Origin of the sequence: Bacillus sp. FSL R5-0286, assembly GCF_038593245.1 — a bacterium.
Lineage (GTDB): Bacteria > Bacillota > Bacilli > Bacillales > Bacillaceae > Bacillus > Bacillus altitudinis.
The window spans coordinates 2,128,125-2,149,635 of the sequence record NZ_CP151977.1; the positions used below are offsets into that span (position 1 = coordinate 2,128,125).

A 21,511-nucleotide genomic window follows, 5' to 3' on the forward strand; every position below is an offset into this window, starting at 1 on the left:
CAAATATATTACAAGATCGACAATTTGGAAAGGGCTTTTTGTTTAACTTCTCCTTAAAAATATGAAAATAGAAAAAACACTTCATTTTCTTTCGAAAAGAAGTGTTTCTCATGTAACAAGATTCTTCGTCAAGATTAGACGAGTTCCTGCTTTTTTTTCGGAATATAGAAAGTGAAGTGAGTACCTGTTCCAGCTTTACTATGTGCATGAATGGAGCCTTGATGCGCTTCTACGATGTTCTTCACAATCGCAAGGCCCAGCCCCGTACCGGAACGTCCTCTTGTTCTTGCTTTATCTGCTTTATAGAACCGTTCAAAAATAAACGGGAGATCCTCTTCAGGAATGCCGCTTCCCGAATCTTTCACATCCATCTTGAGCCCATTTTCCACCGATTGAACTGAGAAGTGAACTTCTCCGCCTTCTGGTGTATGACGAATGGCATTATCGATGAGATTTGTAAAAACCTGTTCTATTTTATCTGGATCAAATACAAAATACGGTTCTTCTACTTGAATTTCATACGTCAGGTTGATTTGTTTTTCTTTCGCAATTCCAAGGAATTTACGGTAGATTTTTTCAGTCAGCTCTTCTGTATCAGTTGATTCAAGATTCAGTGTAATATGACCAGCTTCCATACGTGCGAGATCGAGAAGATCATTCACAAGACGACCCATTCGAAGTGATTCATCATAGATAATTTGGGCAATCTCTTTCTTTTCCTCTTCTGATCCGGCAATGTCATCGACAATCGCTTCACTATAGCCCTGAAGCATAGCAATAGGTGTACGGAGTTCATGACTGACATTTGCAATGAAGTCTTTTCTTAGCTTATCCAGTCTTCTCTCTTCTGTCATATCGCGAAGTACCGCTACCGCCCCTCTGACATCTTGCTGGTTATAAAGCGGAGACATGAGAAGAACCCAAGTACGCCCTTGCAGCGTGACTTCGATCATTTGCTCTTTTTCCGTACTGACGGCAGTATGAAACAATTCACGCGCTTCTGGCGGCAGTTCATCCCCATCTTTGATCTTCATATTTTGCTCGTAATACCAAGCCTGCAAGAATCTTTCTGCAGGAGGGTTTGTCATGAGGATCGTTCCATCAATATTGATCGTGATGACACCGTCTGCCATACTGCTGAGAATGTTGGACAAATGTTCTTTTTCTTGATTTAAAGCGGTTATATGAAATTTAAGCTGCTTACCCATTTGATTAAAGGCGATCGCCAGTTCCCCAATTTCATCTTGCGTTAAAATAGGAATCTTTGTATCAAATTTCCCTTTCGCCAAATCTTGTGCTCCCTCTCTCATCTTTCTGAGAGGATAGGTGACACGAGTGGATAAGAAGAAAGCGAAAATCGTGGTGAGCACAATCGCAATTCCGGCTGCGAGGAAGATATAACGCGTCGTATGTTTTGTTGTCTGCTCTACTGCGAGGAGGGATTGAGAAAGAAAGACCATCCCTTTCTTTCCGTTCGCCTCGTAAGGAACACCTACTACAATGCGCTCATCCTTCTGATTGCCTGTATCAGATTCAGCTCGTTTACTGATTTTTTTTCGTTCTGTCAGTGCCCTGTTCAAATCTTTGTCTGCTTCAATTTGTTCTTTTGTGATCGCAGGAAGCTTCCCGCCTTTTTCAGACGAATACCATTCTAGTCCATCCTCTTGAACAATCGCGATACTTGTCAATTTATCAGCTAGTTCTGATGTAATCGATCTTGCAAGTGATTGATCCTCATGGCTTTCTAAAATGACTGCTACTTTGTTGGCCATTTGTGTTAAATCAGACTTTGCTTCTTCCACATGGTAATTCTCAATGAACTCTAAAAGAAGCACAGTTAAAATCGATAAAACAATGAGCACGAGGAAAAGAATGGTTAACCATAGCTTTCCTACGACACTTTTCCACAGCTTCATTCAGCGCCGACCTCAAATTTGTACCCGACACCCCATACTGTCACGATTTTTTTCGCTGCTTCTGGTGACACTTTATTCAGTTTTTCGCGAAGCCTTTTGACGTGGGTATCCACTGTTCTCAGATCCCCAAAGAATTCATACTGCCACACTTCTTTGAGAAGCTTTTCCCTGTCATAGACCTTATCCGGCGTTTTTGCCAAGAAATACAAAAGTTCGTATTCTTTCGGCGTGAGGCTGACTTCTTTTCCATCTGCTGTGACCCGGTGTGCATCATGATCAATGGATAGATGAGAAAACACGAGAACATCTTTTGTGGTTGTTCCAGTATTAAGGTATGACGTTTGAGACGATCTTCTTAGCAGTGCTTTCACACGAAGAACCACTTCACGCGGGCTGAAAGGTTTGACGATATAATCATCCGTTCCTGCCTCAAAGCCTTGCACACGGTTAGCTTCCTCACCTTTTGCTGTCAGCATAATAATTGGTGTGGCTTTTTTATCTCGGATTTGATTACACACTTCAATCCCATCTGTCCCAGGCATCATTAAATCAAGCAAAATGAGGTCATAATCGGTTTGAAGTCCTTTTTGAATGGCTTCATCCCCATTTTCCGCTTCATCAATTTCATAATTTTCCCGTTCTAAATACATTTTTAAAAGGCGACGAATTCTTGCCTCATCATCGACGACTAATATTTTCGTTTGAGTTGTGTGTTCCATTAGACAATCCTCCTGCTTTCTCCGTTGTTACATACATTTTAACAAAAAGCCGAATCGAATCATAAAAGTTGGCCTTTTTCATGCGATTAGGCGTAAGAATGAAGCCCCGCAATCACTAGGTTGACAAAGATAAGGTTAAACATAATGATCGCAAATCCGATTACAGCAAGCCAAGCGGACTTTTCACCATGCCAGCCTCGTGATAACCGAAGGTGGAGATAGGCGGCGTAAAATAAAAATGTAATTAATGCCCATACTTCCTTCGGGTCCCATCCCCAGAATCTCGTCCATGCAATTTGTGCCCAGATCATCGCAAAAATAAGACCGCCTAACGCAAATACAGGGAATCCTATGGAAACAGCCCTGTACCCAATTTCATCGACTAAATCGAGATTCACCTGTCTTACGAGCGGCTGAAGCAGCGCACTTAGTCGTTTGCGAATGATCAATCTTAGCAGTCCATAAATAATCAGCCCAACGCCAAATGACCACAGCACTGTATTCACCTTTCTACCTGAAAAAACAGGCGGCAGATCAACTACAGGCTCTAAACGATCTTTTGTGATAAGTTCTCCTTTATGAGGTCCTACTAAAGCAGGCAGCTCATAGACCATGACGCTCTCTTCTTTATTTTTATCTACCCAATTAAATTTCGCTTCATACCCTGTCATTCTAAAAATGGACGTGACAGCGATAAATGCAAGGGTGACCACAATCATAAACATGACCAGCTCTAAGCCAAAGGTTTTCTTCCCCGGTTTTGTTTGATCGACATGCTTCAAAAGAAAAATCACACCTGCCACAAAACTGATCGCTAAAATGGCTTGACCAAGCGCTGCTGTCGTGACGTGAATATATAGCCAATTACTTTGAAGCGAAGGAATCAGCGGTGAAATATCCGATGGAAACATGCTTGCATAAGCAATGATTAATAAAGCGATTGGAAGTGTGAATAAACCTAGCACAGACACTTGATAGACAAAATATAAAATAATAAATGCGAGCACCAGCATCATGCCAAAGGCTGTGGTGAATTCAAACAGATTACTGACTGGTGCGTGACCAGACGCGATCCACCTTGAAATAAAATAGCCAAATTGACTCAAAAAACCAATGATGGTGAGCGTTATGCCGATAAGTGCCGCCTTGTTTTTGCGCGGACCCTCTTCTTTCTTTTTTCCTTTAATGGCCCCTCCAAAAAAAGGAACTGCCGCTAAATACAATAGAAAAGCTGCAAATAACAGGTTTTCACTGACTGCCGCCATCTAATCCTTCCCCCTTGCTTTTGCTGATACTTGTTGTATCAGGCAGTTCTTTTTGATCCACTGGCTGTTTGATGCCACTGCCATGCAGTAACACCTTGAGATCAGACTTTAAGCCGAACCAGTTTTTGTTTGTATGTCCTGCCACAAATACTTTTCCATCCTTTGCCGACAGCCAGATTCTTCTGTGCTGCCAGTACATCCCTTGTACGACACCAATCATAAAGATCATTCCGCCAACAATAAGTACCCAGAGTGTTAAGTCTTTTCGAACCGTTAAACCTGTCACGTTTTTTGTTTCAACCCGGTCAAATTTCATTTTATAAAGATTGTTATCAGAACCCTCTACTGTCTCTTGAATCGCGACAAAACTTTTTTCACCTTTTGGTTTTTCAGGAGAGATCATTTCAAAGACGAACGCAGGATTATTCGGATTCCTCGTTTTCGTACTAGGTGTGCCATCTTCGTCAAAATAAAAATCAGGCAAATAACTCATCACCTTGACTTTGTAACCGCTACCAAGATCATATTCTGACTTAGGCTCCAGCAGATTAATCTTCACTGTTCCGAAAGATTTCTCAGTATCTTTTCGAATCAGCTGAAAGACCATTTGATCGAGTTCATTTTGTTTAAAATCCACTTGATATAATGAGAAATTGTCAAACTTAAGCGGTTCATTCACTTTAATATCGTGTTCTGTTACCTGCTTCAGCTTTGGCTTTTCACCAAAAACAACTTCCCCTTCACGTTTGTATAAAACGGCATCGGTTTTATAACTTTTGACGACTTGACCATCGCCAGCCTTTTCAATAGCATTTTCAAAGACTTCTTTTTCTTTTTCAGATTCATAGCGGTCAATTGAAAACGCATTATTCTTTAAGAAGTATTGGCCTCCCGTCCCTGGGATTGGTGCCGTTTCGCCTTCTCTTACCCATAATGTTTCATCCACGTACATTCCCGGGACAAACCGAAGCATGGATCCAATGAGAAATATAATTAATCCAATATGATTGACGTAAGGTCCCCAGCGGGAAAAGCGGCCTTTTTCAGCTAAAATATGTCCATCTTCTTCTCTTACGCGGTAACGCTTTTGTTTCATCTTACTAACGATGCCTTCATATGTATGTTGATCTAATGTTTGATTTGTTTCGCTGAAAAGACGCTGCCTTCTCATAAAGCCTTCTTTTTTGACAACCCCTTGATTTTTGAGTGCACGATAAAGTGGAATCACTCGATCAAGGCTGCAAATCACAAGGGAAATTCCGATAGATGCGACAAGGGCTAAAAACCACCAAGAATTATAAAGATCATGGAATCCAAGGATGTAATATAACTTGCCAAACGACCCATATTGCTCCTCATAATAAGTGGAAGCTGATGCACCTGGCGGAATAAACCGCTCCTGCGGAAAAATAGTTCCTAGCGAAGAAGCTAACAGTGTGATGACAATGAGCCACACACCCACTTTTACGGAAGAAAAAAAGTTCCATACTTTATCAACAATCGTTTTGTTGTATGTTTGCGAGCGTCTTGCACTGCCGTCATATCTCATATCAAGCAGTTTTGATGAATTTTTCTCTTTTACTGAAATGGGATTCCCGCATGATTCACATAGAACAGTACCGATTGGATTAATATGTCCACACTCGCACTTTACCTCTTTCATTCTATGACCCCTTTGGTTTAATCAAATTCATATATTCATAGACATTACGTTCTGTCATCGTCCCCTTTATGACTTTGATTACTTTGCCTTCAGGATTAATTAAAAATGTGGTTGGCAGCGGCGTAATATCATATGCCTCTGTCACTTGACGATCTTTGTCCATGGCAACAGGAAAATTCACGCCATAAGCATCCATAAAGTTCTTCACAGCAATATTGGATTCCCCCACATTTACGGCAACAATTTCGACACCGCGATCCTTGAACACTTCATACTGATTTGCCATATAAGGGAATTCCTGCTTACATGGACCGCACCATGTACCCCAAAAATTGAGAAAGACGCCTTTGCCTTTTAAGTCCTTTAATTCAATCCGTTCCCCATCTACCGATTGAAGGACAAAGTTCGGCGCAATAGATCCTTCTTTGATTTGATCCTGTTTGGCAAATACTGAGTTATACATCGTATAACACAGTGCAGCAAGCATCACGAGGAGAATGCCCGTCCGTATGAAAAATCGTCTTTTCTTCATCTGAAGTACCCCTTCCCCATAGACATTCAGGTAAATTATAGCATTCTCCTTCTTTTGATGCTTCTTCATTTTTTGAAGTTTATGTGAAAATTAAAAAGCGCTTTTCCCATGATCCGCAATCGCTCTTAGGCGTTTTACTTCATGCGGCGTCAATTCTCTGCGATCTCCTGGTCTCATGCCTTCAATATGAAGGAAAGCATATTGCTCTCTTTTGAGTTTTAAAACGTCGTGGCCGATTGCTTCAAACATGCGGCGAACCTGTCTGTTTCTGCCTTCATGAATGGTTAATTGCACAATACATGTTTGCTTTCGTTTATCAATCGAAAGCATTTTGGCACGGGCAGGTGCTGTTTTTTTATGGTCTAACATGATTCCTTTTTCTAACTTTCTAAGCAATTCTTTTGAAGGGATGCCTTTTAGTTTCGCTGCATACGTTTTATCAATTTGATATTTCGGATGCATGAGCTTATGGGCAAATTCGCCATCATTTGTAATCAAAATTAAACCGCTCGTATCATAATCCAACCGGCCGATTGGATACAGACGCTGCGGAACATCATCAAAGAAGTCTGTCACGACTTTGCGTCCTTTATCATCCTCGGCAGCTGAAATGACGCCGCGCGGTTTATAAAGCATAAAGTAAACCGGTTCTTCTCTTTCAAGCTTTAAGCCATTGACTTCAATTTTATCTGAAGAGCCCACCTTTACTCCGAGCTCTGTCACTGTTTCACCATTAACGGTAACTCGTCCTTCTTTAATTAATTCTTCAGCCTTTCGTCTAGAAGCGACGCCGGCATGGGCAATTACTTTCTGTAAACGTTCCATTTGTCTTTCACCTCATGTACTATCTTACTTGCTTGGCTTGAAACAAACAAGCATTCGTGGAAAAATAAGCGTTTCATCTGTTTAATTTCAACAAAAAAGCTGTTTTCCATCCACGAAATAAAAAAAGCACCTGATTAGGCGCCGCTAAATAACAAACTGACGATAATAATCGATGCAATGATCCCAATCAAGTCTGCTAACAGCCCCACTTTCAGTGCATCTCCCATTTTTTTAATACCAACTGCTCCAAAATAGACGGTTAAAATATAAAGGGTCGTATCCGTTGACCCTTGCATAACGGCGGCAAGCTTGCCGATAAAAGAGTCTGGACCATAAGTCGCAATTAAGTCTGATGTCATACCAAGCGCCGCTGTTCCTGATATAGGACGAATAAGCGCAAGCGGCACCACTTCTGTAGGAACACCAATCGCTGTAAACACAGGTTTTAATAACTCCATGACAAAGTCAAGTGCCCCTGATGCTCGGAAAATCGTAATGGCAACAAGCATACCGACTAAATATGGAATGATTGAAAAGGCAATTTGAATGCCTTCTTTCCCGCCTTCTACAAATGTTTCGTACGTCGGTACTTTTTTAATCGTCCCTGCAATCAATATTCCTGCGATGATCAGTGGAATCAAAGCAAGTGACAGCCAGTTAATAAATGCCACAAGATCACCCCCGCCTGCTTCTGCGATAGTGGAAATAGCGATCAATCATAATCGCACCGATACCTGAAATAAGTGTCGCCAAAATGGTTGGGCCTACAATATCTGTTGGCTGATCTGCGCCATAGGTCATACGAATGGCAATGACAGTCGTTGGCACAAGTGTGATAGAGGATGTATTGACTGCTAAAAACGTAATCATAGACCGGCTCGCCTCATTTTTCCCGCCATTTAATGCTTTCATCTGCTCCATCGCCTTAATCCCAAGTGGAGTGGCAGCATTGCCAAGCCCAAAGAAATTTGCCATGAGATTGGACAGAATATACCCCATCGCTGGATGATTCGCAGGAATCTCAGGAAATAGTTTTGAGATAAAGGGCCGGCATAATTTACTAAAGAAATGTAACAACCCCGCTTCTTCTGCGATCTTCATCAATCCTAGCCAGAATACAAGAACACTAATCAACCCAATTGAAATGGTAACCGCTTCTTTTGATCCTTTAAAGACCGCTTCATTCACTTCATGCATCGTTCCGTTAAACATTGCATAGACAAGACCAATGACCGTGAGGAATACCCAAATCAGATTGACCATGAAGATCCGCCTATCGATGTCTGAAAGACAGACTTAAACATTTCTTGAAAACTTTTTTGAGGCATTCGGTTGCGTTTGTTTTCATAAAAAATGGGGACTTGCTCAATCACCTGACCATCCAGTAAAAACGTCATTTTCCCTACTACATCTGGGATCGCTTCTTTGTTTTTCTCCCATTTCTTTTCAGGCGTCAGCATTTCCGTTTCGATTTCCACTAGTTTTTTCTCATCCTCATTTAGTAAATAGTCCACATCCCGCTTAATAAACGCTTTTTTTTCGTAAAAAGTCCCTTTTAACGAAGCGAGCCTGCCTTTTTCAGCAAGCACATACGTTTTATAGTGATCAAATGCATACTCAAACATTGAGATATGATCCTTCCAGTCATCCGGTGCATTAATCGTCACAGCAATGAGCGCAGCATCTCCTTTTGCAGCTGTGGAGACAAGTGTGCGTTTTGCAAGTTTTGTATATCCTGTCTTCCCTCCTGTCGAATATTGATACAAACCAGTGAGCAGCTTGTTTTTATTTTTCCAATAACCCTCGATTGTTTTTGCTTTATAAAAGGTGGTACCGGCAATTTTTTGATATTGCTGATGCTTCATGGCGTATTTCGTTAAGATCGCCATATCATAAGCTGATGAATAATGGTTTTTATGATCATCGAGTCCATGCGGATTTTGAAAATTCGTATTCTCCATGCCTAGTTCAGAGGCCTTTTGGTTCATCATAAAAATAAACCCTTCTAAGCTGCCGCCAACATGTTCTGCAATGGCAACAGCTGCATCATTTCCAGAGCGCAGCATGAGCCCGTATGTCAAGTCTTCTAAACTCACCTTCTGTCCTTCCTTTAAATAAATCGAAGAACCTTCCGCTTGAATCGCACGTTTTGACACTATGACCATGTCGTTCATTTTTCCTGATTCAATGGCTAATACAGCCGTCATAATTTTTGTGATACTGGCGATTCTTCTTTTTTCGTGCTCGTCCTTTCCAAATAGGACTCTGCCTGACTGTCCATCTATTAAAATGGCGCTTCTCGCACTCACCGATAATGAGACGTCTGCTTGAGCGTGTGAGGAAAAAGGCAGTAAGAGTGTTAATAGAAGAAGGACTGCTGTTCCAATTTTTAAATAGGGCATGTTCATTCACGTCCTTGTCCGTTTTGTACAAGTGTATGCGCGGCTGAAAAAGTTATGATGCCTCGTCCATAAAAAAAAGCAACTCTCATGTGAGAGTTGCCTTGTCTTCTTTATACCATTTTCATTTGCTGATGAGATGTTGTATATTCCAGCTCTTCTCTCATCGTTAAAAAATCTTTTTCTAATGAAGAAAACAAACGTTTGACCTCAGCCGATACTTCATGATGGAAAACAATGCAGCTTTTTCCTGTGTAGGCTGAACGGCTATCTTCATACCAAGTATCCTTTTTTGGTGTAAAAAATTCTTCAATACATTGATGATAAATACGATGAAGCGTCTGCTGTGCGGCTTGCTGCGGGAATGTCTGCTGCTGCCTGATTTTCCTACAAACCGCCGCGGCATCCTCGCTATAAACTGCAAGCTTCCGCAATGTACTTAATATGTCACAATAATAGGCTTCCGCTTCCGGGTTTAATCGTTTCAAGCTTGATAAGGTAGCTTCGTTCAGAAAATCATTCACTTCAACTGCAACCTTTGATAAAAAAACGCCTGCTTGATCAACTTGAGCCTTTACATTCATATGTGCCATTTGTTTCGTGTTTACCTTCCCCTCATGGCTTTGTCACCATTTTATCTTTCAAATAAAGATTTTAGACCTAAAATCTTTTTTATATTTTATCATACATTTTTCCTTATTTTGAACTATTTTATCTCTTCAAATGTTTGATTGAAGTTTTCAAAAAAGAGATCAGCCTCTTCTTGCACCCCATCTGCTTCCACATTCTCTGGAAGTGGCGGTAATTCATCTAAGGCTTTTAAACCAAATTGCTCTAAAAAGGTAGGTGTTGTCCCATAAAGGATCGCTCGTCCCGGTCCATCGGCACGTCCTACTTCACAGAGCAGTGCTTTGGCAACTAAACTATGCAGCACTCGTTCTGATTTAACGCCTCTGATCTCCTCGACTTCGCTGCGTGTAATCGGTTGTTTATACGAGACAATGGCGAGCACTTCTAGCGCTGCCTGTGACAAACCTTTCGATGGTGTCTCTACTAATTTTTTTAAATATACGCTGTATTCTTTTTTCGTCAGCAGCATGTATGAATCTGCATATTCAATGAGCTCAATTCCTCGTTCTTGTTTTTGATATTCTTCCTTTACGGCAGACATAATATCAAGCAACGCTGCCTCATCAACTTCAAGAACAGACATGAGCTGTTTTCTTGTTAAGCCTTCGTCACCTGCTGCATATAGCAGCGCTTCTAAGATGGCTTTCCAATTCACGATATCAAGCGTCATGAATCGTTTCACTCCCTATGATATAAATATCTTCAAAGTTTCCTTCCTGCTCCAGCATGATTTGATGGCTTTTCATCAATTCGAGAACAGCAAGAAACGTCACGACAAGGTGTTCCTTTTGATCATGTTGAAACAAAGTCATGAAATTGGTTCGCTTTTTTGTTTTTCTTAAATGGTTCATAATCTCATTCATTTTGTCTTCAATCGGGATTTCTTGTCTTGTAATCTTTGATGGTGCTGGTTTTGTTATTTTTTTGCGGTTCAATACCTTTTGGAACGCACCTAACATATCATACACCGTGACGTGTAAGTTTGTGTCCTTCGCTTCTGCTTCTTTTGCAAATTCACTTAAATCACTTGGTGGTTTTGTGAAGGCGTTTTGCCGCTCTTCTTCACGTTCCTTCAGTTCTTGCGCTGCATTTTTATACTTGCGGTATTCAATTAATTTGCCAATCAGCTCATCACGAGGGTCCTCTTCTTCTTCCATCAGGTCTTCATCAAACAGCTCTTCCTCTTGTTTTGGAAGAAGCATTCTGCTTTTAATGCTGAGGAGAGTTGCAGCCATCACCAAATACTCACTTGCAACATCCAGTTCAAGCTCCCTCATCGTGTGGACATATAATAAATACTGCTCCGTAATTTTAGCGACGGGAATATCATAAATATCAATTTCCAAACGGTTAATTAAATGTAAAAGCAAGTCCAAAGGACCCTCAAACGAATCTATTTTCACCTGATATTCCAGCATTCTTTTCTCACCATTTCTACTGTCTTCTAAGTACCGTTTTCATCGGCTAACCTTTAGTATAAGACACCATAAAGCTCTCGTCCAATATAATTTCGACCATGAGGCAGCAGGCAAAAAAAGAAAAACAGTGGATTCGCCCATACCAATGAGGGCATTTATACATAGAATACCATTGTAATCAGAACTGATGAAAAAGGAGGCCGTAACATTATGGGAGATGGTTATTACTTCGGCGGAGGATTTGCGCTTATTGTTGTGCTGTTCATCTTGCTGATCATCGTTGGCGCGGCTTGGGTTTATTAAAGAAACAGAGCGTCCTTTCATAAAGGGGCGCTCTTTCTTCTTTTCTTTTCGGTATGTTAGACTGATAGTGGAAAAGGAGATGACCGCTGTGTATCCTAAAGCGTACGTGGCTTTTTTACATGAATTTCATACGACAAGAGATTATTTTGAGTGTCATGAAATTCTTGAAGAATTTTGGAAAGAAGATCCTCCTCATCAGCGCAAAAAGTACTGGGTGGGTCTCATTCAGCTTGCTGTTGCTTTGTATCATCAAAGACGAGGAAATGGAAAAGGAGCAAAACGGCTGATTTCAAACAGCCTTCATATATTAGATTCGGACCGGAACGTACTAACAGAATTAGGTCTTGATGAAGAGGCATTTCTTTTACTGCTGAGAACACTGAAAAAGAAAATCGATGAAGACACGCCCTACGAAAGTGTGATGCTGCCAATCCGAGATGAAACGCTTCTTTCTTTATGCCAAGAGATGGCGGAAAAAGAAGGCTTAACCTTCGGACAGGAGAGCAACTTATCCCATACATTCTTAATTGAAAAGCATAGACTGCGTGATCGGACAGACGTATTGCTTGAACGTGAAAAGCAGATGGAACGTAAAAAAAGCAGAGGCATATAACCTCTGCTCTAGCGTGTAGACAAACCCTCGCATTCGGTGTCAGTCCTGCGTGCCGGTGCTCACGAATATCGAATTCGCTCCGCTCCAGTACTCGTCCTTCCTAGACTGCAAAGGTTTTCTATCACGCTGAAAAGGAAGACAAAGGGCTAAAATAAAGTTCATTTTAGCCCTTTGTCAACAATCTAAAGCAGAGGCATATAACCTCTGCTTTTACATGTGTGATATTTAGTTTGTTTCATTGTGACACTTATGAAAGAAGCCTTGCGTTAATTCATTTGGAATGAGTGTTTTCGTTTTGAATACTTCTTCCACGGCTAATACCATTTCCTTGCCGATGCCTTGGTCACGATGGGACGGATTGACACTAATATGTTCGATTTGTACTTGGTCGTCTGTTTTCAGCACACCAATCGCACCGACGATATCCTCACCATCTTTCCAAAGGAACAGCTGCCGATCTTCATCCATTTCATACGACTTTATCGTCTGCTGAAGCTGTTTGACGTCTTTCTCACCCGGCATAAAGGACAGGAGTCCCATGGCAATTTTTTCAAAAGACCTCTTGTAACGAATTAACATATATACCCCTCAATATTAAAATTATCCTATTCTCCAGCAAATGTCTTATGAATCACTTGCTCATCACACATTATAAACACTTTTAGGTTGTTTTTAAACTCTTTTTCATCAAATTAACGAAACGTTCGATTTAGGTTGGCCATTTCAATAGCAGCTGCAGCCGATTCACTGCCTTTATTTCCAGCCTTTGTACCGGCTCTTTCAATGGCTTGTTCAATAGATTCTGTTGTCAGTACACCAAAGATAATCGGCACCCCTGTTGAGATGGCACTTTGTGCGATTCCTTTAGCCGCTTCATTACAAACATAATCGTAATGTGATGTTGCCCCGCGAATCACGGTTCCAAGTGTAATGACTGCATCATATTTTTTTGTTTCTGCTAGTTTTTTTGCCATATACGGAATTTCAAAAGCCCCCGGCACCCACACGACATCAATATCGTCACCGTTTGCTCCGTGTCTGAGCAATGTATCTTCTGCTCCATCTAGCAGTTTGCTTGTAATAAAATCATTAAATCTAGCGACGACGATTCCAAACTTTAATCCTTCTGCTACTACATTACCTTGTATTGTATTCATATGTTCATCATCCTTTTTTGTGATTTTTATTTTGTTTTCATTGTCGTTGTTTGCTTGTTTATATATGCCTGCAATGCTTCAATCGTCAGCATCTTTAAATCGTGTTCTTTTTGAATTTTTTGTAGTTCGGGTACGCGGGCCATGGTTCCATCTGCATTCATAATTTCACATATGACACCCGCTGGCACTGAACCCGCAAGTTTAGCAAGATCAACGGCCGCTTCTGTATGACCTGGTCTTTCTACTACGCCTCCCTCTTTTGCAATAAGAGGGAAAACATGACCTGGGCGGGCAAAATCTTCTGGTTTTGACTCTTTATTTAACATGGCCAATATGGTCGTTGAGCGCTCAAAAGCACTTATACCAGTTGTCGTTGACGTATGGTCGATGCTCACTGTAAATGCTGTATGATGTGCATCCGTATTTCGCTCGACCATGGGATGCAGATCCAAGTGTTTCGCAATCGAGGCATGAACTGGTGTGCAAATAAGGCCCCTTCCATGTAAAGCCATGAAGTTAATGACTTCTGGCGTTGCATGCTCAGCAAGTGCCACAAAGTCTCCTTCATTTTCTCTGTCTTCATCATCTACTACGATAATGATTTCTCCTCGTTTCAGGGCATTTACTGCCTCATCAACTGAATGATACATACAATCGCCTCCTAGAATCCGTGCTCTTTTAAAAATGATGGGGTTAATCGTGATGGCTGCTTTTCGTTTTGCTCTTTTGTTAAAAAGCGATAAATGTATTTACCGATCATGTCACATTCAATATTTACTACATCCCCCATAGTTTTAGTCGGGAAAATAGTTCCTTCAAGCGTATGTGGAATGATAGAAACTGTCACATGAGCATCTCGCAAATCGAAAATAGTCAAGCTGACGCCGTCTATTGCGATCGATCCCTTTTTTGTGAGCATATCTGTGAGGGTCTTGTCCATTTTCAAATCATAGTAAATGGCATTACTCTTCTTTTCTACACGGGTAATCACAGCCGTTCCATCAACATGGCCTGAAACAAAATGACCGCCGAATCGTCCATTTGATGACATCGCTCGCTCTAAATTCACTTGGCTACCTGGCGCAAGCTGATCAAGTGATGTCGCTTTGACCGTCTCAGGCATCACATCTGCCGCAAACTGTTCTTTTGTGAAGCTTGTGACAGTGAGACAAACGCCATTGATGGCGATACTATCGCCTAGGTGAACATCTTCTAGTACACGACTGCACTTGATGATAATTTCCATGGCATCTGCGGATCTTTTGCTCAATGACTGGACTGTACCCACTTCTTCAATAATCCCCGTAAACATGTGATCCTCCCTTTCTCTTTCTTTTGTATTTCTCACTTTATGAAAAAGCGATGTTCGGGACATGTGATCGATTGAACACCTTCGTCGCTTTTTATGGTCCATACAAGGTAAATGAGGGATCACCTAATAAACACTGCATGCGATGACTATATTGACATACAGAAAGCCCCGGAAAAATTCCGGGGCTGTGGTTTTTTTGCATTAGAAATAAAACTATGATCAACACATATTTTTTGTTCATACATAGCTCTCGTTATCCTTCTCCCATCCAGACTTTCACTGTCGGCTTCAGCTTCTCACTGAATCAACCGTTAATAAATTAACGGGTCACGGGCTGTAAAGCATTTGCTTTATTACCGTCGGTCGGGATTTTCACCCTGCCCCGAAGGATACAATCGATATTTAGCTGTCCTTAGGGGCTATTATAGCGATCCTTGTGGTCAAATGCAACAATCAAGATTTATCACCTGTTCATAAAAAAAGCCTCCCTATAGGAAAGGAGACTTGTTAATTGACGACTTTTACTACTTTTATAAGACCGTCTATTCTTTTTTCATTACTAAAGTATGCTTTAATACGATCGCCTTTTTTCAGATCGGCCACATCATCTTCAAATTTCTTCCCATTAAAAATGATTTTCGTGCCATTTTTGGCTTGACCGTAATACTCATCACCATCAATTTTTGTAATGGTATATTCATAGATGGTGTAATCTTTATCATTATTCGTTAAACTTTCGCCAATGGCTGTTGGCACATCTTCAATTTTCATGCCATTCATGTATAAATAACCTGCGCCTAAACAAAGCAGTAAAACAAATAAGATTGCGATTTTCAATTTAATTTTCCCCATATCTAGAACCTCCATCATCTGCACTTCGCCTATTTGTATGTTCTATTCCTTCTTTTGATGAAATAAAACCAAAAAAGCTGATTTTCATTAATGGTTACTTATATAACGATTCAAATGGACTTTTGGTTCCACCTTTTCATCATTACATATGATACGAATATGCGTTCTTTATTAAGGGGGTCTTTTTTCCTCTTTATCTGTTAGCAGGGTAAACAAGAAAGACGAGCTTTTTGATTATATTCTTTTCTCTAATGCGAATAGATCTTCCTCTAACAATTGAGATCTTTGAACAGCGATATTTCGGCTGTCACGAACCCCTTGATTATAATAGTAGCTTCCAAGATGTTTTGTGATAAATTCTAATATATTGATGGCTGCTAATTCACCAATCTCCTCTTCTCGTTCTTCAGCAAAGTAACGCTGAATGGCAATCATCATCTGATTTTTTTCTTCTTTTGTTAATGGTTTCAAAGTATCTCCTGCTTTCTTACAGCATGATCAAACGCTTTTTAGATGTGCACTTTCACTTATTTTTAGAGCTACATATGGTGACACTCACGAATACGAATATTTGTTCTCTTATCATATCACAAAAACGTGTCCATCACACCCTAAAAGAAAAAGCGTGTTTTAATCAATTGATCAAAATACGCTTTCTTTATATAAACTATTTATTTCAATATGGATAGGATCGTCGCTACAGAATGATCTACAAATGAACGCTCTGGGCGAGATTTCATGAGAACTGTAAGTCCAATAAAAGAAACAACCAGCGCCTGTGCTAAGGCTTTGGCATTCAGACTGCTTTCGAGCTCACCTGAGCGAATACCTTGTACAATTTTTTCTTCAAAAATGACCGAAAGATACATCTGATGCTCTCTTGTGAGAATTTCAAATTTCTCTTCGTGTGGGGCAAGCTCGACTATTGTATTGATGCAAAAGCACCCTTTACTCGGCCCATGTCCATATTCCTCTTCTACTAATTCAGCAAATAATGTATGAAATGCTTCCTTTACAGATAGATTGTTTTGAAGTTTTGTTCGAATGTGGGCAGCATGCTGAGTTGTATATTTGCGTAATGCCGCTTCAAACAATTCCTCTTTATCACCGAACGCTGAGTATAAGCTTGGCCGCTGTATTCCCATTTTTGCAGTTAAGTCGCTTAATGTAGTGGCTCTGTACCCCTTCTCCCAAAAAAGCAACAAGGCCTCATCTAACGCTTTTTCCTCATCAAATTCCCGTTGTCGAACCATCATCAACCCTCATTTCTATCATAAAAACCTCTTCACTAAATCAATCATCTATTTCTTATAAGGATTTTTTACTCATCGGTACATTATCATTTTATTTTATTGACGTATCATTGTCAAACCGACTGCCCATCTCAAGATCTTCACTACATCATCTTGACTTTAAAACGTTTCTCTGGTTATCCTTAACAGGAATTATTTTATACCAAACAGTATATTATACTATTTAGTACAAAAAGAGAGGATGACATGCATGAAAAAAGAAAAAATGAATGCCGTTGAACATTCTGATCTGGAAACGACTCATTTACAAATAAACACCCGATCAACGATGACTCGCAATATGGCTCTACTGTTTTCGACAGCCTCAGGGATGGCAGTTGCAAACATATACTTTGCACAGCCATTATTAGACTCCCTCGCATCCGAGTTTGGTATCAGCTATTCATCCGTTGGTATGGTCATTACGATTACTCAGCTTTGTTATGCGCTAGGACTGCTACTGATCGTACCACTTGGTGATCTGTTCAACCAACGGCGGCTCATCGTAGCTCAAATGCTAGTATCCGTGTTATCTCTCATTCTAGTCGGTATCGCCCCTACCGCCACCGTCCTGTTCATAGGACTAGCTGCGGTGGGACTGCTCGCTGTAGTCACTCAGGTACTTGTAGCATTCGCAGCGACATGGGCCGCTCCTGAAGAACGTGGCCGCATAGTGGGCTTGGTTCAAAGTGGAATTGTGATTGGTATTCTTCTCGCACGAACGTTTGCTGGTGTACTAACCGATCTCGCCGGCTGGAGATCAGTCTATCTCGTTTCCGGCGTGATGATGCTGATCATAACTGGCGTGTTGTACCGGTATCTTCCGCGTGCTGACAGCAAGAGAGTCTCCATATCCTATGTGAACTTGCTCGCTTCAATGTTTATATTGTTCAGACAAGAACGAATTCTACGTATTCGTGGCGTACTGGGTTTTCTGATCTTTGTTGTGTTTGGCACGCTGTGGACTTCACTTGTGCTGCCTCTCAGCACTACGCCATACAATCTGTCACATACGGCAATTGGTGCATTTGGCCTTGCTGGAGTTGCCGGAGCATTAGGTGCCGCTCGAGCTGGGAGCCTTGCTGATCGAGGCTTAGGACAGTTAACAACGTGCATCGCCCTTGTCCTATTACTCTTTTCATGGTGTTTTATTTTTTTCACTGAATATTCCCTCATTTTATTAATCGTTGGTATAGTCATTCTTGACCTATCTGTGCAGGCCGTTCATGTGACCAATCAAAGTATGATTTTCATGGTCCGGCCTGAGGCGAGAAGCCGGCTGACTGCTGCTTATATGATTTTTTATTCCCTTGGCAGTGCGCTCGGTTCTATTGTATCAACTAACATATACGCAAACGCTGGCTGGAATGGGGTATGTCTATTTGGAGCCTCTATCAGCGCCTTAGCCCTTTTATATTGGATGATCACCTACCGCTTCACGGCACAGATCACAGGAACATCAGATGTAAAATAAAAAAAACACCGCAATTAAGCGGTGTTTTGGATTAAGCATCGATCACTTCGACTTTTTCCATGCCTTGTCCTTGTTCCATATCAAGAACAGCTTCGATACCAGATGTTACTTTACCAAAAACAGTGTGAACACCGTTTAAGTGCGGCTGTGGGTCATGTACGATAAAGAATTGGCTGCCGCCAGTGTCTTTACCAGCGTGTGCCATTGATAATGAACCTCTCTCGTGCTGATGAGGGTTTCCTTCTGTTTCACATTTAATTGTGTAACCAGGTCCTCCAGTTCCATTACCGTTTGGATCGCCGCCTTGGCTTACGAACCCTGGGATCACGCGGTGGAATTTCAATCCATCGTAGAAGCCTTCATTCGCTAATTTTTCAAAGTTTGCTACTGTACCTGGAGCAGCCTCTGGGTAAAGTTCAAACTCAATTTTCTTTCCATTCGTTAATTGTATGTATCCTTTTTTCGCCATTTTTCACATTCTCCTTTCAGGTTAAACAACGCTCATTATAGCACATTTTCAGTGATGTTAAACATCCCCTGCTTGTCGAATGTGATTTACCTCTTTTGCCATCATTGATAAAATAAAAGAGCTTGATCCTTTTCTCCTAAGGAAATGATCACAGACTGAGCAAATCACTTCATCATATTGGAGGTTTCAAACATCTTTAAAAGAAAATTGAAACGTCAGACTGATTTGTTACGTCTATATGATGGAGTACGATTCAAATCATGTACTCAAAAGATGAGTTTCTCACCCTCGAGAAACGCTTTCGACTTGAAGGAGGTCAACATGTTTAAAAAAACAATGCTTGGTATGATGGCAGCGCTCCTTTTACTGATTGGTGCGCCAAAAGTCAGCTTAGCGGATGCAGCTGTCGGCGATGTCATCGTCACACTCGGGCAAGACTTAACACCGGCTGATCGTCAGAAGGTGCTTGACGAGTTGAATCCACCTGAAAATGCGACAAAAATTGAAGTAACCAATAAAGAAGAGCACGAATATTTAGGAAAGTATATCCCTCGTTCTTCTATCGGGACGAGAGCATTATCATCTTCATCCATCACCATTGAAAAATCAGGTACGGGTCTGACCGTGGATACACATAACATTAAGACCATTACAGATGAGATGTATTTAAATGCTTTAATGACCGCAGGCGTGAAAGATGCAAAGGTTGTCGTGACGGCGCCGTTTGAAGTATCTGGTACAGCAGCACTGACAGGTCTATTAAAAGCCTATGAAGTGTCAAGCGACAAAGCCATTCCCGAAGATGTGAAACAGGTGGCAAACGAAGAACTTGTAACAACATCTAAACTGGGAGACTCTATTGGAAAAGACAATGCTTCTGCCCTGATTGCAAAAATCAAAGATGACATTGCCAAAAATGGAGTTCCTAAAACAACAAAAGAAGTGGAAGAAAAAGTAGATCAAGCCGCTTCTGATTTGAACTTAAATCTAACGCAAGACCAAAAAGATCAACTTGTCTCTCTCTTTGATAAGATGAAAAATATCAATATCGATTGGAAACAAGTCGGATCTCAAATTGATAAAGCAAAAGACAAGATTACAAAATTCATAGAATCAGATGAAGGGAAAAACCTTCTACAGAAGATTTGGGATTTCTTTGTATCTATTTGGAACGCGATCGTCTCTGTATTTACTGGTGGAAAATAAATGTCATAGAAAAAGCTGCCTGATGATCAGGCAGCTTTTTTTAAGTCGATGATTTCACTTTTGATTGATAAGGTAAATCCAATTTGACAATGTCCTCATATGTCTCACGCTCAACGACAAGCTGCGCTTCCCCATCTTCTACAAATACTACAGCCGGGCGCGGGATGCGGTTATAGTTGTTTGACATGCTGTAGCCATAAGCTCCTGTACAAAAGACAGCTAACAAGTCTCCCTGTGATAACTCTGGCAGATCAATATCCCAAATGAGCATATCTCCACTTTCACAGCATTTGCCTGCAATGGACACAGTTTGATCATGCGTTTGGCTCATTTTATTGGCGCTCGCTGCTTCATATTTTGCTTGATATAAAGCTGGTCGAATGTTATCACTCATTCCGCCGTCAATGGCTACATAATCGCGAATGCCAGGTACATGTTTTGATGAACCAATCGTATAAAGAGTGGTTCCCGCATCTCCAACAAGTGAGCGGCCTGGCTCAATCCAAATTTCAGGCATCTTAAACTCATAGCGGGCTACATTTTCTTTCACCGCTTGAATAATTTTCTCCACGTATTCAGTTGCTGGAAGTGGTTCGTCCTCTTCTGTATAACGGATGCCAAAGCCTCCGCCTAAGTTCAGCACTGTGGAAATAAATCCAAATGATTCTCTCCATTCATCTAGCTTCAAGAAAATCTTATCTGCCGCAAGGACAAAACCAGCTGTATCAAAAATTTGTGAGCCGATATGACAATGAACACCTAAGAGCTCGATCACTTCTGATTTAAGCACTTGTTTGACCGCTTCGTCTGCTTGTCCATTATGAAGATCAAAACCGAATTTTGAATCTTCTTGACCTGTTGTAATATAGTCATGCGTATGTGCTTCAACGCCCGGCGTGATGCGGAGGAGTACTTTCACCTGTTTTGACAGCTCTTGTCCAAGCTGTTCAATGAGGTTGATTTCATAGAAATTATCAACAACAATACAGCCGATTCCATGCGCTAATGCCATCTTTAATTCTTCTCTGCTTTTGTTGTTACCATGGAAATGAATTTTTTCTACAGGAAACCCGGCACAAATGGCCGTGTGCAGCTCCCCGCCTGAAACGACATCAAGTGATAAGCCTTCTTCTTTTGCCAGCTGGAACATGGCAATAGAAGAAAACGCCTTACTCGCATATGCCACCTGAGCCTTTAGTTCTTCTTCAATAAATGCTTTCTGAAAGCTTTTTGCACGCTCCCGTATTAAAGCCACATCATATACATAAAGTGGTGTCCCATACGTTTCAGCTAAAGAAACGGCATCAACACCACCAATTTCTAAATGTCCGAGTTCATTTTGTCTGCAAGTGCCGTGTAAATACAATGTCATTCCCTCTTTCTCCGCCTCGGCTGAAAAAAGACAGCTGCACAAGCTGCCTTTTGCCGTTTCTCAAAGTTAAAAATACAATATCACAATCTTCAGC

Annotated in this window: 25 protein-coding genes and 1 riboswitch; of the genes, 4 read left to right on the plus strand and 21 right to left on the minus strand. The window is 41.0% G+C overall.

Features of this window, described 5'->3' with window-relative positions; translation table 11 throughout:
• Positions 1-134 precede the first annotated feature (134 nt).
• The 12 genes from NST24_RS10820 to NST24_RS10875 form a co-directional block, all read right to left on the minus strand.
• Positions 135-1,916, minus strand: coding sequence for an ATP-binding protein (locus tag NST24_RS10820; RefSeq protein WP_024718919.1), 1,782 nt, complete (start codon positions 1,914-1,916; stop codon positions 135-137).
• Positions 1,913-2,635 carry a response regulator transcription factor gene (locus NST24_RS10825; RefSeq protein ID WP_003215596.1) on the minus strand — a complete coding sequence of 241 codons (723 nt, stop codon included), beginning with the start codon at positions 2,633-2,635 and terminating at the stop codon, positions 1,913-1,915. Before NST24_RS10825 ends, NST24_RS10820 begins: the two co-directional genes overlap by 4 nt.
• 86 nt (positions 2,636-2,721) lie before the next feature.
• Positions 2,722-3,900 (minus strand): c-type cytochrome biogenesis protein CcsB, encoded by a 1,179-nt coding sequence (gene ccsB / locus NST24_RS10830; RefSeq protein WP_017359778.1) that lies wholly within the window; start codon positions 3,898-3,900, stop codon positions 2,722-2,724.
• Positions 3,884-5,563 (minus strand): cytochrome c biogenesis protein ResB, encoded by a 1,680-nt coding sequence (locus NST24_RS10835; RefSeq protein WP_045034330.1) that lies wholly within the window; start codon positions 5,561-5,563, stop codon positions 3,884-3,886. The genes ccsB and NST24_RS10835 overlap by 17 nt, the downstream gene beginning before the upstream one ends.
• 1 nt (position 5,564) lies before the next feature.
• Complete coding sequence (locus NST24_RS10840) at positions 5,565-6,095, minus strand: thiol-disulfide oxidoreductase ResA (protein WP_017359780.1); 531 nt, start codon at positions 6,093-6,095, stop codon at positions 5,565-5,567.
• 90 nt (positions 6,096-6,185) lie between these two features.
• Positions 6,186-6,920: a 23S rRNA pseudouridine(2605) synthase RluB gene (gene rluB, locus NST24_RS10845; protein ID WP_008344472.1), complete on the minus strand. Its 735-nt coding sequence runs from the start codon at positions 6,918-6,920 to the stop codon at positions 6,186-6,188.
• Between the two features lie 134 nt (positions 6,921-7,054).
• Positions 7,055-7,591 (minus strand): spore maturation protein, encoded by a 537-nt coding sequence (locus NST24_RS10850; RefSeq protein WP_017359781.1) that lies wholly within the window; start codon positions 7,589-7,591, stop codon positions 7,055-7,057.
• A gap of 4 nt (positions 7,592-7,595) precedes the next feature.
• Complete coding sequence (locus NST24_RS10855; protein WP_007501015.1) at positions 7,596-8,183, minus strand: nucleoside recognition domain-containing protein; 588 nt, start codon at positions 8,181-8,183, stop codon at positions 7,596-7,598.
• Complete coding sequence (locus NST24_RS10860) at positions 8,171-9,322, minus strand: D-alanyl-D-alanine carboxypeptidase family protein (RefSeq protein ID WP_342461764.1); 1,152 nt, start codon at positions 9,320-9,322, stop codon at positions 8,171-8,173. The genes NST24_RS10855 and NST24_RS10860 overlap by 13 nt, the downstream gene beginning before the upstream one ends.
• A 110-nt stretch (positions 9,323-9,432) precedes the next feature.
• On the minus strand, positions 9,433-9,912 hold the full coding sequence (locus NST24_RS10865) for a YpuI family protein (protein ID WP_017367524.1): 480 nt from the start codon (positions 9,910-9,912) through the stop codon (positions 9,433-9,435).
• A gap of 113 nt (positions 9,913-10,025) precedes the next feature.
• The gene (scpB, locus tag NST24_RS10870) at positions 10,026-10,619 is read right to left on the minus strand and encodes an SMC-Scp complex subunit ScpB (protein ID WP_008344462.1); all 594 of its coding nucleotides are present in this window, start codon (positions 10,617-10,619) and stop codon (positions 10,026-10,028) included.
• Positions 10,609-11,367, minus strand: a complete 759-nt coding sequence (locus NST24_RS10875) for a segregation/condensation protein A (RefSeq protein WP_007501021.1) — start codon at positions 11,365-11,367, stop codon at positions 10,609-10,611. Before NST24_RS10875 ends, scpB begins: the two co-directional genes overlap by 11 nt.
• A 210-nt stretch (positions 11,368-11,577) precedes the next feature.
• On the opposite strand from NST24_RS10875, the gene NST24_RS10880 reads away from it, so the two are divergent.
• Together NST24_RS10880 and NST24_RS10885 are read left to right on the plus strand one after the other, a co-directional pair.
• Positions 11,578-11,670, plus strand: coding sequence for a YjcZ family sporulation protein (locus NST24_RS10880; RefSeq protein ID WP_008359694.1), 93 nt, complete (start codon positions 11,578-11,580; stop codon positions 11,668-11,670).
• A gap of 88 nt (positions 11,671-11,758) precedes the next feature.
• A complete protein-coding gene (locus tag NST24_RS10885; RefSeq protein WP_039165804.1) occupies positions 11,759-12,283 on the plus strand; it encodes a DUF309 domain-containing protein in 525 nt (174 codons plus the stop codon).
• A 225-nt stretch (positions 12,284-12,508) separates the two neighbouring features.
• On the opposite strand, the gene NST24_RS10890 is transcribed toward NST24_RS10885, so the two are convergent.
• The 7 genes from NST24_RS10890 to NST24_RS10920 form a co-directional block, all read right to left on the minus strand.
• On the minus strand, positions 12,509-12,862 hold the full coding sequence (locus NST24_RS10890) for a GNAT family N-acetyltransferase (protein WP_017359785.1): 354 nt from the start codon (positions 12,860-12,862) through the stop codon (positions 12,509-12,511).
• A gap of 113 nt (positions 12,863-12,975) precedes the next feature.
• Positions 12,976-13,440, minus strand: a complete 465-nt coding sequence (gene ribE / locus NST24_RS10895) for a 6,7-dimethyl-8-ribityllumazine synthase (protein WP_007501031.1) — start codon at positions 13,438-13,440, stop codon at positions 12,976-12,978.
• 26 nt (positions 13,441-13,466) lie between these two features.
• Entirely contained in the window at positions 13,467-14,090 is a 624-nt protein-coding gene (gene ribB / locus NST24_RS10900) for a 3,4-dihydroxy-2-butanone-4-phosphate synthase (protein WP_017359786.1), read from the minus strand.
• 11 nt (positions 14,091-14,101) lie between these two features.
• Complete coding sequence (gene ribE, locus NST24_RS10905) at positions 14,102-14,752, minus strand: riboflavin synthase (RefSeq protein ID WP_138278694.1); 651 nt, start codon at positions 14,750-14,752, stop codon at positions 14,102-14,104.
• 252 nt (positions 14,753-15,004) lie between these two features.
• Positions 15,005-15,146, minus strand: a riboswitch (FMN riboswitch).
• 113 nt (positions 15,147-15,259) lie between these two features.
• Positions 15,260-15,604, minus strand: a complete 345-nt coding sequence (locus NST24_RS10910; protein ID WP_008344451.1) for a hypothetical protein — start codon at positions 15,602-15,604, stop codon at positions 15,260-15,262.
• 234 nt (positions 15,605-15,838) lie between these two features.
• Positions 15,839-16,075 carry a DUF2164 domain-containing protein gene (locus NST24_RS10915; protein ID WP_017359788.1) on the minus strand — a complete coding sequence of 79 codons (237 nt, stop codon included), beginning with the start codon at positions 16,073-16,075 and terminating at the stop codon, positions 15,839-15,841.
• A 200-nt stretch (positions 16,076-16,275) separates the two neighbouring features.
• Complete coding sequence (locus tag NST24_RS10920) at positions 16,276-16,857, minus strand: TetR/AcrR family transcriptional regulator (protein ID WP_017359789.1); 582 nt, start codon at positions 16,855-16,857, stop codon at positions 16,276-16,278.
• Positions 16,858-17,107: 250 nt separating this feature from the next.
• Here NST24_RS10920 and NST24_RS10925 point away from each other — a divergent pair, with 250 nt between their 5' ends.
• On the plus strand, positions 17,108-18,370 hold the full coding sequence (locus tag NST24_RS10925; protein ID WP_058336690.1) for an MFS transporter: 1,263 nt from the start codon (positions 17,108-17,110) through the stop codon (positions 18,368-18,370).
• Between the two features lie 31 nt (positions 18,371-18,401).
• Here NST24_RS10925 and NST24_RS10930 read toward each other — a convergent pair whose 3' ends face one another.
• A complete protein-coding gene (locus NST24_RS10930; RefSeq protein ID WP_007501040.1) occupies positions 18,402-18,839 on the minus strand; it encodes a peptidylprolyl isomerase in 438 nt (145 codons plus the stop codon).
• Between the two features lie 321 nt (positions 18,840-19,160).
• On the opposite strand from NST24_RS10930, the gene NST24_RS10935 reads away from it, so the two are divergent.
• Entirely contained in the window at positions 19,161-20,045 is an 885-nt protein-coding gene (locus tag NST24_RS10935) for a DUF1002 domain-containing protein (RefSeq protein WP_008344446.1), read from the plus strand.
• Positions 20,046-20,085: 40 nt separating this feature from the next.
• On the opposite strand, the gene lysA is transcribed toward NST24_RS10935, so the two are convergent.
• Positions 20,086-21,411: a diaminopimelate decarboxylase gene (lysA, locus tag NST24_RS10940; protein WP_039165814.1), complete on the minus strand. Its 1,326-nt coding sequence runs from the start codon at positions 21,409-21,411 to the stop codon at positions 20,086-20,088.
• Positions 21,412-21,511 lie beyond the last annotated feature (100 nt).